The sequence below is a fragment of the Streptomyces sp. NPDC007162 genome (assembly GCF_040634175.1).
Lineage (GTDB): Bacteria > Actinomycetota > Actinomycetes > Streptomycetales > Streptomycetaceae > Streptomyces.
This window is the reverse complement of record NZ_JBEYFC010000053.1, coordinates 1-14,118: the sequence shown is the minus strand read 5'-3', so window position 1 is coordinate 14,118 and position 14,118 is coordinate 1. Positions and strand designations below refer to the sequence as shown.

Sequence of the window (14,118 nt, the reverse complement as noted above, 5' to 3'; positions counted from 1 at the left end):
TCCAGCCGCCTCAGCAGGCGTCGGAGGAATTCACGCGACGGTCGTCGGCCACGTACTGGCCGCTGGGGGTGCCGTCGTTGTTGAGTACTTTGCCGATGGCGTTTCGTAGTACGCGCGGTTGCTGCGCACCGTACGCATCACGGGGCGGAGCCCGATCCATCCCACCCGGCGCGGGGGAACCGAGAGTCCGGTGGTCTTGGACCAGCCCGACGACTTCGCGCAGCTGCGCGTGTAGCCGGCGCCGGACCTGGAGTTCCAGGACATCCGTCAGAGGTGTCCACTTGATGCCGAACGAGGCGTTGACGCTGTTGGTCGTGGTGCTGGTCGTGGTCTCGTTCGCCTGGACGTTCTGGCTCAGGGTAGACGCGTAGGAGCAGTTCACCAGGGTGTCGGTGACCCGCGTCTCGACGCCGGTGCGTGCTGCCCACAGGTGAAGGACTGAAGCTTTTCAGGTGGCGCGACGGCCGACTGGCGGGTTCAGTGCTGGTGCCGGGCGTAGTGCTGGCGGAGGAGGTCCTTGCCGTAGTCGCCCCCGTTCGGGGTGCGGACGATCGTGTGCACGTGGAAGGGTTCGGGTTCGTCGTTGCCGAGGAAGATCCCGGGATGGTTGTCGTACTCGACGAGGAGTACGGGGCTGTGGAACCGGTAGTAGAACGGGGCCCCTTCCTCCCAGGTGCCGATCCAGCCGAGGTGGGTGCTGTCGAGGTGGCGCTCCACCTGGGCACGGCGGTGGGCTCGGGGGGCGTCCGGCAGGTTCGCGAGGTAGGGGTCGGCCAGTCTGAGCAGGAGTTCTCGCTGGCCGGGGCCGAGCGCGTCACCGGGCAGTCCAGCCGGGGCCAGTACGATGTTGTCGCGGCCCGCGCCGGTCCTGTGTCGTCCGTCGACCGCTCCCGCGAGTTCGTGCGGCAGGTCGGCGGCGAGCATGGAGCCGTACAGCAGGGCCCGGTCGCGCTGGGCGGTGTCGAGCGAGTCCATGAACTCGCGGGCCAGACGCTGGTGCTCGCCGAAAAGGTTCTCCCCCTCGAACTCCGAGCCGAGGAAGGCCGGTGTCAGGACCACCTGACCGTCGATGAACAGGCAGTGCAGATCGATGTGATGTCCCTGCAGCTGCCATCCCCAGGGGCCCTCGGGGCCCGGTGTCCCGAAGAGGGTGAACCAGTAGCAGTACTCGGTCAGGGTGTCGCGGTAGGCGCCGACGAGTTCGCCCAGCGCGCCGTTGAGCCGCATCGCCTGGCGTGCCTGCGCGTAGCCCGTCGGGCTGAGGGATGCCTCGATCACGGCGAGTGCCGCCTTGCGCTGCCCGTCCTCCAGTTCCTGGAGCAGCAGCCCGTGCTCCGGGAAGGTGAGGAAGGCGTTGCTCCACAGCTGCCACTCGTCGGCGTCGACGGGCAGTGCCGCCCGTGCCCGCTGCTGGGGGTCGAGGCCGGCGTGGTAGTCCCTGGCCGCCCGTGCGGCGTCCGCGCCGCGGGCACCCTCGTCTTTGAGCGGGAACAGTCCCCGTTCCGGCGTGCCGTCGGTGGTGATGCCGACGAACGGCTCCCGTGCGGTTCGTTCCACGGGGGGCAGCTCGGCGTCGCCGAGGAGCTGGAGCATGGCGCCGACGCCCGCATCGTCGGTGAAGTCGACGGTGCCGCGCTTGAGCGGAAGCACGGGCGGACGCGGCCCGTATCCGCGGTACAGACCGGTCATGATGAGGCCGGCTTCTGGTCGTGGCGGGCGGTGGTGACGCCGACGAGTCCCTCGCCGTTGGGCTCGAACATCACACCGCGGTCCCAGGGCCGCCCGTCCTCGGGAGGCGGGGCCAGGAGGGTCAGATGCTTCTCCACCACATCACCGTCGTTGTACTGCCTGTGCGGTATGCCGGCCGGAAGGATGACGAGCGTGTCCGGCCCGACCGTGTGCTTCTCCAGGGCCACCTCTATGGTGAGGGTGCCCTCGAGGACGAAGTAGTACTGGTCGAACTCGTGGATGTGGGTGCCCGGCCCTCCCTGGCCCGGGTTCACCTCGGCGTAGTTGATGGCAAGGTTCGTGGAACCGGAGTCCGGGTCCGCCAGGGGCAGGATCCTGAATCCGGGCATCGGCTCGGCCATGTCGGATACGTCGACTGCCTTGACGAAGCCCGGAACAATGTTGCGCCGATCGGCGGGAACGTCCTCCGGCTTGTCGACGAGCAGCGCGATCTGGGCCCCGGGCGTCGGGGCCGGGGCGATGATCTCGAAATGGGTCTCCGTACCGTCCCCGTCGTTCCAGTTGCAGTGCGCGAGTCCGGCCGGGATGAATACAAGGGTCCCGGCGTCGATCCGGTGCACCTCCTCGCCGAGCCGCACGTTCATCGATCCGCGGATCAGGAAGTACAGCTGGTCGCTGTGGTGGTAGTGCAGGCTTGGACCACAACCGCCGGACTCGATGTGACTGGCGACGATCAGCGCGCTCTCCAGATGCGAGACGAACTGGGCGCTGTAACCGGGGAATCCGGTGTCGAACGTCTTGGTCTCATCGAACGGGCGTATGTACTGCATGCGAGCCATGGCTCATCTCCTCGGGAGCTGGGGTGATGTGGTCAGAGAGGTGAGTCGCGCCGTCGGCGCGGTGGTCAGCCGCGCCGGCAGACGTTGCGGCACTCACCGACTCCGCTGATCCGGGTGACGACCTGCTCGCCGTCCGCGAGCCAGCGCTGGGGAGACAGGGCGTGGCCGACCCCACCGGGGGTGCCGGTCATGATGAGGTCGCCTGGTTCGAGCGGCAGGATCGTCGAGATGTAGGAGACGAGGTGTGCCGGTCCGAAGACGAGGTCGGCAGTGGTGGCCTTCTGCATCAACTTTCCGCCCACCTCGCAGGTGATCTCGTGGGCCGAGCCGGCCTCGTCGGGGGTCACGAGCCAGGGGCCGACAGGGGTGGTGCCTGCGAAGGTCTTGCCCTGCAGCCACTGCGGGGTGCGCAGTTGCCAGTCCCGCGCTGAGACGTCGTTGCAGACCGTGTATCCCGCGATGGCCGCTTCCGCCCCGGCTTCGTCGACCCGGTAGGCGTGGGCGCCCACGACGACTCCGAGTTCCGCCTCCCAGTCCATCTGCTCGACCACGTCCGGGAGTTGGATGTCGTCGAAAGCTCCGATCAGGGCTGGCGTGAACTTGGCGAACAAAGTCGGGTATTCGGGGAGCGGTTGGCCGACTTCAAGGATGTGGGCACGGTAATTGAGGCCCACGCAAATGATCTTCGAGGGGCGTGGTACCAGCGGGGCGTAGTCGAGCGTGGTCACGTCGTACCGTGGGCCGCGAGCCCCAGCGGCCCGGTGTCGCCACGCGGCGTCCGACAGCAATGCACCGACGTCCGGCGCGCCTACCTCGACAGCGTCTTCGCCGTCTATCACAACGGCCTGGGTCTGTTCGTTGACACGGACGGTGGCGAGCTTCATGGGGTGACCATTCTTTCGGTGGTTCAGGGTTCGGAACGTGGGCCGGTGGGTTCGCTCAGCCGCGTCCGCGCAGTTCGCGTCGCAGCACCTTGCCGCTGGCGGTCTTGGGGATGTCGTCGAGAATCTCGATCTGGCGGGGGTACTTGTAGGCGGCCATGCGTTCCTTGGCGAAGGCGATGAGTTCCTCGGCGGAGACCGTGGCGGACGCCTTGAGCGAGATGAAGGCCTTGACCGTTTCGCCGCGGTAGGTGTCACGTACGCCGACCACGGCGGCCTCCCTGACGGCGGGATGTTCGTAGAGGACGTCCTCGACCTCCCGGGGCCAGATCTTGTAACCACCCGCGTTGATCTGGTCCTTCTTGCGGTCGACGAGGTAGAACCAGCCGTCGTGGTCCATGTGGCCGACGTCGCCGGTGTGGAAGCCATCGTGGCGCAGGGCCGACGCCGTCTCCTCGGGCTTGTTCCAGTAGCCGGCCATGACCTGTGGTCCGGACACCACCAGTTCGCCGGTCTCCCCGACGGGCAGTTCGTTGCCTTCGTCATCGACGATGCGTGCGACGGTGTCGAAGACGGGGACGCCCACCGAGAGCGCGCCGGACACCGGATCGACTGGCGCTTCGGCCTGGAGGGGCACGATGTGCGTCGGCGAGGTCGTCTCGGTGAGGCCGTAGATGTTGTGCACGTACGTTCCGAAGGTCTCCCGGAAAGCCGTCACCGTACTGGGAGGAATGGGGGCGCCTCCGGAGAACACCTTGGTCAGTGTGCCGAGTTTCGCCCTGCCCGCGCCGGGAGTGTTCATCAGCGCGATGAACACGGTGATGGAACCGACCGTGAAGGTGGCTTTCTCCGCCTGGGCCGTGTCGAGGGTCAGCCCTGGGTCCATCCGGTACATCAGGACAAGGGGCGCGCCGGTCAGGAGGGAGAGGGCGACGTGGCCGATCTGGCCTGTGATGTGGAAGAGGGGCGCTATGCCGAGCACGACGTCGGCGGGACCGATGTCCATCCACTGCCGGTAGGTGGTGGCGGTGAAGACGATGTTGCGATGAGTGCTCATCGCTCCTTTGGGCGGACCCGTCGTGCCCGACGTGTAGGTCAGAAGCGCGACGTCGTCCGCGGCGAGGCTCACAGTCGGCGCAGGGCGCCCCCGGAAGCGCCCGAGGAGGCCCAGTAGATCGACCGTGTCCGGACAGTCGAGGCGCTCGACTCCGGCCAACACCCGGGCGTCGTCGCGCGTTTGCAGGTCGAGCTCGGAGGTGGTGACCACGGTGCGCACCGATGTACCTGGCAGGACCGCGGCCGCGACGTCCCGGTACAGGGACTGCAGACACACGAGCACCGACGCGGCCGAGTCGTTGAGCAGCTCAGTGAGTTCGCGTTCCTTGTTCATCGGGTTGATGGACACGACGATGCCGCCGGCTTTCCATGTGCCGATCTGGGCGATGACGAACTGCGGGATGTTCTGGCAGTAGATCGCCACGCGCTCGCCGGGCGTGAAGCCCTCGTCGGTGATTCCGGCGGCGAACGCGTCGGACAGCTCGTCGAGCTTACGGAAGTTGATGCGGCCGTCGAAGTAGCGGATCGCGTCGCTGTCCGGAGTGCGCTTCACCGTGGCACGGAACATGGCCAGCGCGTTGTCGTGCTCGAGTGTCACGGTGGCCTGCTGACCTAAGTCATAGCGGGCGAGCCAGGGTTTGGCGTCGTAGACAGTCATGGTCGTCCTCAGCGTCGAGAGACATCGCGGTAGTCGTCCGATTGCCATGCGGCGCGGCAATCGGACTCGTGCGCTGCCACGTCAGGAATCGGGATGCAGGATCTTCGTGAGAGCGGTACGGAGATCGGCGGCAGGATCGTCGGTCACGTCCTTCGCCCGGAACGCGATGTACTTGTCCGGCCGGATCAGGAGGCACCCTCCGTCCGTGATCTCCCGCATCTTGGCCCAGTCCCCGTAGACGTCGGCGTGCGGAAGGCCCAAGCCGACCGCCACCGCGGCGATCGGAAAGCCCAGTTCCGCGGACAGTTGCTCAGCCGCGTCCGCCCAGGCCTGACCGTCGTTGCCGGTGATGACCGTCCACGTGTCGGCCGGAACCAGATCGAGCGTGCTGACCTGCTTGCCGTGGTGGTCCAACCACACGTGGGGCAGGTACGCCCCAGGGTGAGTGGTCGGCTGGTAGTGCAGCTCCTCGTCCCGCTCGTAGGCCGGCATGGGAGTGCCGTCGTCGGCGACGGCCGCCGAAACATAACGCTGCCCCATCTCGACGCCGTGCGTGTTGATGCCGTAGTCCCAGACGTCCAGTGCCTCCAGGATGTTCTGCCGCCGCTTCCGGCCTTCGGGAGTGGCCGACAGGAACGTGTCGATGGCCGCGAAGCCCTCCGCCTCGGACTGCCCCGCGGTGATCCCGATATGGGTGGGCAGAGCGGCCACGAATCCGATGGACGCGGTGGCACGCGCGACGATCTGCCGGCCGACCGGCAGCCGCTCCGCCTCGTAGGAGTCCAGGAGCGCGTCGGAGGCATGGCCGCCCAGGACCGCGGCGAGTTTCCAGGCGATGTTGTACGAGTCCTGGATCGAGGTGTTGGCTCCGAGTCCGTTGGACGGGTTGTGGCGGTGGGCCGCGTCACCCGCGATGAAGATCCGCCCCTTGCGGTACGAGGTCGCCATCTTCTCCTGAAGTTCCCACGCACCGACTCCCCGCACCTTCACGGGGACGTCGGGGTCGCCGATCGCGGCGCGGATGCGCGGGAGGATCGTCTCCTCGGTGGCGTCCAGCGGATCGAAGGTGGGGTCGTAGCTGAACTGCACCAGCCACTCGTTCCACTGGCGGACGAGAGCGAACGTACCCGACCCGAAGAAGTACTCCTTGCCCGGGTGATTGGTCCAGTACAGGATGCCGGGGCGATGGGCGACGAGGTGGCTGAGGTCGGCCTCGATGTAGGCGTTGACGGCGTACCCGAGTTTCCCCTGTCCTTCGAAGTCGAAGCCGGCCTGGGCGGCGACCGTGGAGCGTCCGCCGTCCGCCCCCAGAAGGTAGCGGGCGCGGATCGTGTACTCCTGGCCGGTGGCGCGGTAGCGCACCGTCGCTGTCACCCCCTCCGCGTCCTGAGCGACGTCCGTCAGCTCGGAGTTGAAGCGGATGTCCGCGCCGAGTGCCAGGGCACGGTTCAGGATGACCGGCTCCAGGTAGTTCTGAGCGATGTTGGTGATCTGGCAGGGGCTGGCCGCTTCGTATTCGCCCTTCAGGTCGGTCCTGGTGCCCCAGGCTCGACGGCGGGAGAGCTCACGGCCGGAGAGGTCGGTGGTCCAGACGATGTCCGGGACCTCCGCCATCTTGTAGCCGCCGTTGTACACCTCGCGCTCGATTCCGAGGTCGCGCATGATCTCGACCGTCCGCTGGTTGGCGAGATGCGCACGGGGCCCGTTGGCCGTCGCCCGGTACTTGGTGATCGTGATGGCCGACACGTCCTGACGCGCCAACAGGGCGGAGGCCGCGAGCCCGGCCGGTCCGGCACCGACCACGAGTACGTCCGTGACTATCACGCTCATCGCACCCGCTCCCCGCCTCTCGCTGTCGGCCCTGGTTGTATGCCGGTGACAAGGGGTGCGCTGATGACGGCGTCGTTCATGTTCCTGGCTGCTCCTTTGCGGGGGCCCTCGGGCTGTCGCGAAGACTCAGGCTGTCGGGCCTCGAACAGCTCGTCAGGGAGCTGGACGTGCGGGCACGTGCAGACGACCTTGGTGTCCTTGCCGAGGGGATCAGCGATTCAGGCGTGACGGTCGTACCAGGGGAGGAAGGGCAGGAGGAACGCCCTGACGGTCTCGGCGCAGGGGGGCGGAATCCCCACCACGGCGGACCTCGCGGGCCCCTGAAACCCGCGGGGTGAATCATGTCCTTCTTGAGCAGGTGAAACTAGCTGCATGCGTCCCTGTAGCCCGGGTTGGGGCTTCAGGGGTCCTTGCAACTCGCCAACTGACGGGTCCTCAGCCGTTTCCTCTGGATGGCTACGGCGGCCCGAGATGGCATGCGGTCGCAATGGCGATCTTTCCGCCTTCGCAAAGGGCACGGCATGCGGCAAATGTCGTCAGCAACGTGTGGTGCTCCGGCATCGTGCCGAGCCACTGCCACTCCTGGCCACAGGAAGGGCAGGGCTCATGGCCGTTCTGTGGGCGCTCACCGATCACCTCTCTTCTCGTCCCGTCGTGGAGGCTTCGTTGCGGCCGTTGCCCGAAGCGGGCTTCACGCCCGCCCCGGCGCGGGTTACGCTACCAGCCGGACGTCCGGTTGGGAACCGGACGGCCGGTTGGGAGAACGAGGTGGCTCGCCTCCCCCATCCAGGCACCGGTACTACGCTCGGGGCCAAGCAGATGAGAGAAGGACGATGACCACGGCCGAGAGGCGAAAGACCGCCAACCAGAACCCGAGCAGCCGTCGCTGGCAGGAGGTGATCGACGTCGCGGCCGGAGTGTTCTACCGCCTTGGCTACTCCGAGGCCTCGGTCGGGGACGTCGCAGCCGCCCTGGGCATCACCAAGGGCAGCCTGTACCACTACGTGCAGAACAAGGAAGACCTGCTGTACGCGATCATCCGCGAGGCGCACGACCTGACCCGGGACACCCTGCGGCGAGCCCAGGCACTGGACGGGCCGGCCCTCCAGCGGCTAAGGCAGTACTTCACCTGGCACGTACGCATCAATACGGATGAACTGGAGAAATCGTCACTCATCTACCGAGACCTGCGCCACCTGTCGGCCGACCGCCGCGACGAGATCGTCGAGGTGCGGGACCAGGTCGAGGCGTTCGTGCGTCAGCTGCTCACCAATGGCATGGAGGAGCATGCGGTGTGCCGACTGATCGATCCCCGGTTGGCCTCGATCGAGATGTTCTCCACCGCCAACGCGATCTACCAGTGGTACCAGCCGGAGGGCCCGCACGCCGCCGAGGAGGTTGCCGAATCGGTGGCCGACTTCGTGGTGTCCGGCGTCGCCTGCGACGGGTCCCTTACAGGGCGCTGCTTCCGGCACGGCGCGGGCCACGGGGACCCGGATCCTCGCATGGAAGGCCAAGTCAGGGACTGACCAGGTACATACGGACCTAACGCCGAGTTCCTCTCGGCCACGGGGCCAGGATCCACGCCGATCTCGGCTGTCACGGCGACAGTGGACTCGCGCCCGGGCGGCAACCTGGTCAGCCCGTTGTCCGCCGCCTCTCCTCAGCGCGGGCGGAAAGCAGCAGGCGGCGCCGTTCTGGGCGCCGCCATCGAAGCTGTCCCGCCCGATGCCCCACCACCAGGACCTCCGGGAGGCGCTTGCGCCTTCCCGGGGAAGCGGCCCCCCGCACTTCACCCTCCACTGACACACCCGCTACGGCACCGACGACGGGAGCACCCCGCATGGGTACATCACTGAAGGGCCGGACCATCGTGATGTCCGGCGGCAGCCGCGGCATCGGGCTCGCCATCCTCACCGCCGCCGCCCGCGAGGGCGCCAACGCAGTGTTCCTGGCCAAGACCGACACGCCCGACCCGAGACTGCCCGGGACCGTGCACACCGCGGTGGCCACGATCGAGGCCGCCGGCGGCTCCGCCGTCGCCGTGGTCGGAGACGTCCGCCAGGAGGCCGACGTCGAGCGCGCGGTCGCCACCGCCCTCGACCGGTTCGGCGGTGTCGACATCTGCGTCAACAACGCCAGCGCCCTCGATGTGCGGGGCACCGAGGAACTGCCCCTCAAACGCTTCGACCTCATGCAGGCGATCAACAGCAGGGGCACCTTCGTACTGACCCGGGCCTGCCTGCCGTACCTGAAACGCTCCGACCACGCCCACATCCTGACCCTGTCGCCACCGATCAACCTGGCCCCGCGCTGGCTCGGCGCCCACCCCGCCTACACCCTCTCCAAGTACGGGATGACACTGCTCACCCTCGGCTGGGCAGCCGAGTTCGCCGACCACGGCATCGCAGCGAACTGCCTCTGGCCCCAAACCATGATCGCGACCGCCGCTGTGACCAACGTCCTCGGCAGCGAGAGCGCTTCCCGGTCACGAAGTCCCGAGATCATGGCCGACGCGGCCCTCGCCTTGCTCTCCCGCCCACCGCACGAACAGACCGGCAAGACCCTCATCGACTCCGACGTTCTGGGCCAAGCTGGTGTCACGGACCTGGCACGTTACGGTGGTGGAGACCATCCCGAGCTGGACCTGTTCGTTGATCAGCCGCGAGTGGGATGACTCTTCGCAGGAAGCCATGGAGACCACCGTTGTGATCTGCCGCTTGGCCGTCGCATCGGCACAGGACGAAGCGGTTGCGACTTCACCCGGCTCCTCGAGGTGACCTGCGGCTCACGCACGTTGACGACAGGTCTTCGGCTACTCCTACCGCCAGAACTGCCCTGTACCGGCTCACCGTTCGATCTCTTCGCGCGCGCCGGCAGGACGATCGGCGAACATCGATGACACATGATTTGGAAGGGATGACGCCTATGACATCACCGGTCCGCATCGAGTACGAAAGTGACGGTGCCCTCGCGGTCGTCATACTCGACAAGCCGCCGCTGAACCTCTTCGACGAGGAGGTGTTCGCCGCATGGGAGCAGGTCGTCGACGAGCTCACCTCCGTCACCGATCCGGCGCGCCCCGGTCGCGCCAGAGCGGTTCTCGTCGAGACAGCGGGCAAAGTCGTCTCAGGCGGCGTCGACGTGGCGCTGTTCGCCGCCATCGTGGAGAGTCCCGATGCGGTGCAGAAGGCCGGGACCCTGTGGGAGCGACTGCTGCGGATCATCCAGGCATTGGAGGAATTGCCGGTCCCCACGGTGTTCGCCGCGCACGCGCTGACCCTCACCGCGGCCTTCGAGATCGCTCTCGCGTGCGACATTCTGCTGGCCGCCGAGTCCGCGTCCTTCGGACTGGTTGAGACAGTCGTAGGGTTGACGCCCTCGATGGGCGGACCGCAGAGGCTGGCCGAGCGCGCCGGGCCGGCCAGAGCCCGTGAGCTGGTCTACACAGGAGAACGCTATCGAGCGACCACTCTGGAGCGCTGGAACGTCGTGAACCGTGTTCTACCCGATGAGAACTTCCCGGAAGCGGCGCGGGAGTTTGCGCGCCGCCTTGCCGCGGGCCCTACCTGTGCCCACGCGGCGACCAAGCGGCTGGTGACGTCGGCGGTCCGCGACGGGATACGGGCCGCCGACGACGCCGTGCCGACGGTTTCCGGTGCTCTGTTCGCAACCGACGACCTGCGCCACGCTGTCGCCTCGTTCCTCCGCGACAGCCCCGGCAAGGCGACCTATACGGGCGGATGACCTGCCAGTGCTCAGCTAATGACGGGGGGTGTGGCAACGAGACGGGGGCGAGCACACTGAAACCGGGAGCAGCAAGGTCGATCGACAGGCGCTCAGGGAGCGTTTCGAACATAGCCGCGTACGACGATGCCTGCGGCTCCGCCCGCTTGAGCCGCTGACGACGTGGTTCGCGCACCTCGGCTGGTCCGCAGGTGTGGCGGCCCTCGGGCCCCGGAAAGATGGCGACGAAAAGAGGTGAACCGTGTCCGCTGTCGATGTTGATACGGCGCGGCAGGAACTGGCTCGGCTGGCGACCGTGGACTTGAACTTGCTGGTCTCGCTGCAAGTGCTGCTCGCGGAACGGAGCGTGACGCGAGCAGCGACGCGGATCGGCCTGACTCAATCCGCCATGAGCCACAGCCTCAGGCGCTGTCGCAAACTGTTCAACGACGAGTTGCTCACCAGGGTCGGCCCGTCGCTACAGTTGACACCGCGGGGCGAGTCGCTGCTCGGCCCCTTGACCGAACTGCTCACTCGGGTAGACCAGGACATCCTTGGCAACACCCGGTTCAACCCGCAGAGGGCTGTTCGCCGTTTCCGGGTTGCTCTCGCCTCCTCCACGGCGGTCGTCCTCCTTCCGCCCTTGCTTCGGCGGCTTAGTGCGGAGGCTCCCGGTGTCACCGTTCACACCTTGCCACTGGTCGAATCAGGGACATTCCGCGAGCGGCCGGACGTAGACCTGACACTGCTGCCCAGCAATATCGCGTCGCCGCTGCACCGGAAACGGCTCTTCACCGACGAGTTCGTCGTGGTCAGCGGTCGGAATGGCCCAACCTTCGACGGCGGTCCCACAGTGTCCGATCTGCGCAGATGCCCGCATGTCGTGTGCGAGGTCGACGGTTGGACGCCGCCCTATCTGGCCATGGAGCGCCAGGGGCTGGAATGGGTGGTGCGCGGTCAGGTGCACGACTGCCTCCAGCTACCCATGTTGTTGATTCGGCTGAACGACTGCATCGCAGTCGTACAGAAGGGGCTTGCCCGTCAGTTCGCCGACGTCGGACTGATCCGCACCTGGCCGCTGCCGATCGAGGTGCCGGCGTGGGGGGTCGACATGGTCTGGAACCCGCGGGGCGCGCACGACCCTGCGCGAGCCTGGTTCGAGAGCAGACTCGTTCTCGCTGCCGCTGCGGAGGAGGACCAGCCGACCGGCTTGTTACTCGCGTAGCGGTCCGCCGCGCCGACAGTCCACATCCGTCGGCGCGACGCTTGCCGATACCTAGACCAAAGGCACCTGCTTGCCGCTTCGCGCGAAGAGGCCGTCACGCGCGGTCTCCACCTCGCGCGCGAGCTTGCCCACGTCCACACCGACGAGCCGTCCCGCCCACTTTCGCGGGACGCCGTCCACGAGGACATGCTCGACGTTACTGGTGTCCATCAGTGCCACGACCGCCTGGACGGCCGAGTTCAGCGGCATGGTGTTGATCGACCTCGCATCGAGGACGACCACGTCCGCGCGTTTACCCGGAGTGAGACTGCCGATGCTGTCGAGGTGGGCGGCGGCCGCGCCGGCACTGGTCGCCGACCGAAGTAGCTGTGCCGAAGTCAGCAGCGCTGGGACCTCACTGTCGCCCGCGAGGGCTCGGGTGTGGATCTCGTGACGCTGTGACGTGAATGCGCTACGCATGACGGTGAACATGTCGCTGGCCATGTTCGTTTCGACGTCACTGCTCAAGCTCGGAAGAATGCCGTGGTCGAGGGACTGCTGGAACGGCGGGAGTCCCTGCCCCATCGACAACTCAATAGGCGCAGCGATCGATACGGCACCTCCGCTGTCCGCGATGTACTTGAAGGAGATGTCGTCGAAGTCGGTGCAGTGGATGAAGGTCATATGGGGTCCCAGGATCCCCTCCTCGTGCCCACGAGCGATCGCCTCGGCCCCTGCCTCGCTGCGTGCGTGCGCTATGACGTTCAGGCCGTGCTCGCGCCCTGCTCGCCAGACAGCGACGTCGGGGTTGCCTCCGAGAGCAAGGGTGAGCAGTTGATCGTCGGAATCGAAGTACTCGGCACGTACGCGGGCCAGATCATCCCAGTCGCTCCACTCGCCGACCATCCCGCCCCAGTACGTGAACACCGCGCGCAGGCCGCTCTCCCGAAGACCGGCGATGATCCCGTCCCGGTGTGCCGGTGTCGGCTGGTAGTGCGAGGTATCGATCGTCGTGGTCACGCCCGCGTTGATCTGCTGCAGGGCGGCCACCAGCACGGCAAGCTGGACGTCCTCCGGCCGGTGCGCCGCATCCAGGCTGTCCGGTCCGATGGTGATCGTATCCACGTACGCGTCGAATCCGCCGTCGGCGATCAGCGCTCGCCCCAGTGTGTGGTACATGTGCATATGGCTGTTCACGAAGCCGGGCAACAGGATCATGCCTTTGACGTCGACGACCTCGGCGCCGGCGGCGCGGTCGCCGAGATTCTCACCGACCGCCGCGATTTTGCCGTCTTCGATCAGCACGTCACCGACAGCGAAGTCGCCGAGCTCCGGATCCATCGTCAGCACGGTGCCACCGGTTATCAGGATGCGAGCGCCCTGGGGCGCCGCGGATACTGCGTTCACGTGTTCATCTCCGTCATCTGGGAGGGTGAGGATGTGCGTAGCGGCGCTTGATCGACTCTCTCGGCCCGGGGATCGTTAAAATCCCGGGGCACACTTCCGATGATTAGTCGAATGCAGATATCGGCGAAGTCGGCTGCACCGGCATCCCGCTATTGATACGAGCGACGATATCCATGACGGATGTGATCGTCCAATGAACAATTTGAGCTAGTGCCATGAATCCGGTGCATGAAGTCCATCCCGCAAAATCAGTAACTGCGAGAACCCAATGGCCGGTAGTGATCGGTTGCGGCAGCGATGTTGGTCCAGCCCGCTTGACGCATGAGTCCGGTGGCGAGGTTGCGCAAAGTGGCCGTGGCGCCGCCAGGCGCCAGGCCGCCGAACGCGGCTGTCTTCGCCGCCCTCCCGAACCGGCCGGAACCACCGGCGGACAACGCGCCCAGGCCACCCGCGAACACCGTGTCCGCGACCGCACCACCACTTGGGCGGCCCTCTACCTGCGTCCGTCGCCATGCGGCCGACCTGCGCGAGCTGAGCATTTGCACTGGTCAGGGGTGCGCAACGGCTATACCACCAACAGGCCAGGAATGTGCTGGGCCGACCGCCCTTACAGCCGTGCCTGGTGCCGTGACAGCACAGAACTCCAGACCATCAACCTCATCACTTGAATGGGCGGAAGCCTGACCAGCGGCGGCGTCGACCACGCAGCCGCAACACGGCGCCCTTCGCGTGCGATCGCACAACGAGCAGTCTTCGAGGGAAAAGCCAGCAACATAGCGCAGGATCGCCGCTTTTAGCGCAGCGAGGACGCGGACGCGCACCACACTG

Annotated in this window: 11 protein-coding genes and 1 pseudogene; 5 read left to right on the top strand and 7 right to left on the bottom strand. The window is 66.8% G+C overall.

Annotated features, from left to right (window positions below):
* Positions 1–10 precede the first annotated feature (10 nt).
* The 6 genes from ABZ646_RS09275 to ABZ646_RS09250 form a co-directional block, all read right to left on the bottom strand.
* Positions 11–382, bottom strand: coding sequence for a hypothetical protein (locus tag ABZ646_RS09275; protein WP_360514963.1), 372 nt, complete (start codon positions 380–382; stop codon positions 11–13).
* 95 nt (positions 383–477) lie between these two features.
* Positions 478–1,689 (bottom strand): DUF3500 domain-containing protein, encoded by a 1,212-nt coding sequence (locus ABZ646_RS09270; RefSeq protein WP_360514960.1) that lies wholly within the window; start codon positions 1,687–1,689, stop codon positions 478–480.
* Positions 1,686–2,528 (bottom strand): cupin domain-containing protein, encoded by an 843-nt coding sequence (locus tag ABZ646_RS09265; RefSeq protein WP_360514957.1) that lies wholly within the window; start codon positions 2,526–2,528, stop codon positions 1,686–1,688. Before ABZ646_RS09265 ends, ABZ646_RS09270 begins: the two co-directional genes overlap by 4 nt.
* Positions 2,529–2,593: 65 nt before the next feature.
* Positions 2,594–3,412: a fumarylacetoacetate hydrolase family protein gene (locus ABZ646_RS09260; protein ID WP_360514954.1), complete on the bottom strand. Its 819-nt coding sequence runs from the start codon at positions 3,410–3,412 to the stop codon at positions 2,594–2,596.
* A 55-nt stretch (positions 3,413–3,467) separates the two neighbouring features.
* Positions 3,468–5,123, bottom strand: a complete 1,656-nt coding sequence (locus ABZ646_RS09255; RefSeq protein WP_360514951.1) for an AMP-binding protein — start codon at positions 5,121–5,123, stop codon at positions 3,468–3,470.
* Positions 5,124–5,204: 81 nt separating this feature from the next.
* Positions 5,205–6,953 carry an FAD-dependent monooxygenase gene (locus ABZ646_RS09250; RefSeq protein ID WP_360514948.1) on the bottom strand — a complete coding sequence of 583 codons (1,749 nt, stop codon included), beginning with the start codon at positions 6,951–6,953 and terminating at the stop codon, positions 5,205–5,207.
* Between the two features lie 833 nt (positions 6,954–7,786).
* Here ABZ646_RS09250 and ABZ646_RS09245 point away from each other — a divergent pair.
* The 4 genes from ABZ646_RS09245 to ABZ646_RS09230 all read left to right on the top strand — a co-directional run bounded on the left by ABZ646_RS09245 (position 7,787) and on the right by ABZ646_RS09230 (position 11,904).
* Positions 7,787–8,482: a TetR/AcrR family transcriptional regulator gene (locus ABZ646_RS09245; protein WP_360514945.1), complete on the top strand. Its 696-nt coding sequence runs from the start codon at positions 7,787–7,789 to the stop codon at positions 8,480–8,482.
* 314 nt (positions 8,483–8,796) lie between these two features.
* Entirely contained in the window at positions 8,797–9,630 is an 834-nt protein-coding gene (locus ABZ646_RS09240; protein WP_360514942.1) for an NAD(P)-dependent oxidoreductase, read from the top strand.
* A 251-nt stretch (positions 9,631–9,881) separates the two neighbouring features.
* Positions 9,882–10,700: an enoyl-CoA hydratase/isomerase family protein gene (locus ABZ646_RS09235; RefSeq protein ID WP_360514939.1), complete on the top strand. Its 819-nt coding sequence runs from the start codon at positions 9,882–9,884 to the stop codon at positions 10,698–10,700.
* A 241-nt stretch (positions 10,701–10,941) separates the two neighbouring features.
* Positions 10,942–11,904, top strand: a complete 963-nt coding sequence (locus tag ABZ646_RS09230; protein WP_360514936.1) for a LysR family transcriptional regulator — start codon at positions 10,942–10,944, stop codon at positions 11,902–11,904.
* 51 nt (positions 11,905–11,955) lie between these two features.
* Here the strand turns inward: ABZ646_RS09230 and ABZ646_RS09225 are convergent, their stop codons facing one another.
* A complete protein-coding gene (locus ABZ646_RS09225) occupies positions 11,956–13,290 on the bottom strand; it encodes an amidohydrolase family protein (protein WP_360514933.1) in 1,335 nt (444 codons plus the stop codon).
* Between the two features lie 356 nt (positions 13,291–13,646).
* Here ABZ646_RS09225 and ABZ646_RS09220 point away from each other — a divergent pair.
* A pseudogene (locus ABZ646_RS09220) lies at positions 13,647–13,827 on the top strand (type III effector protein); the annotation flags it as partial.
* Positions 13,828–14,118: the final 291 nt, after the last annotated feature.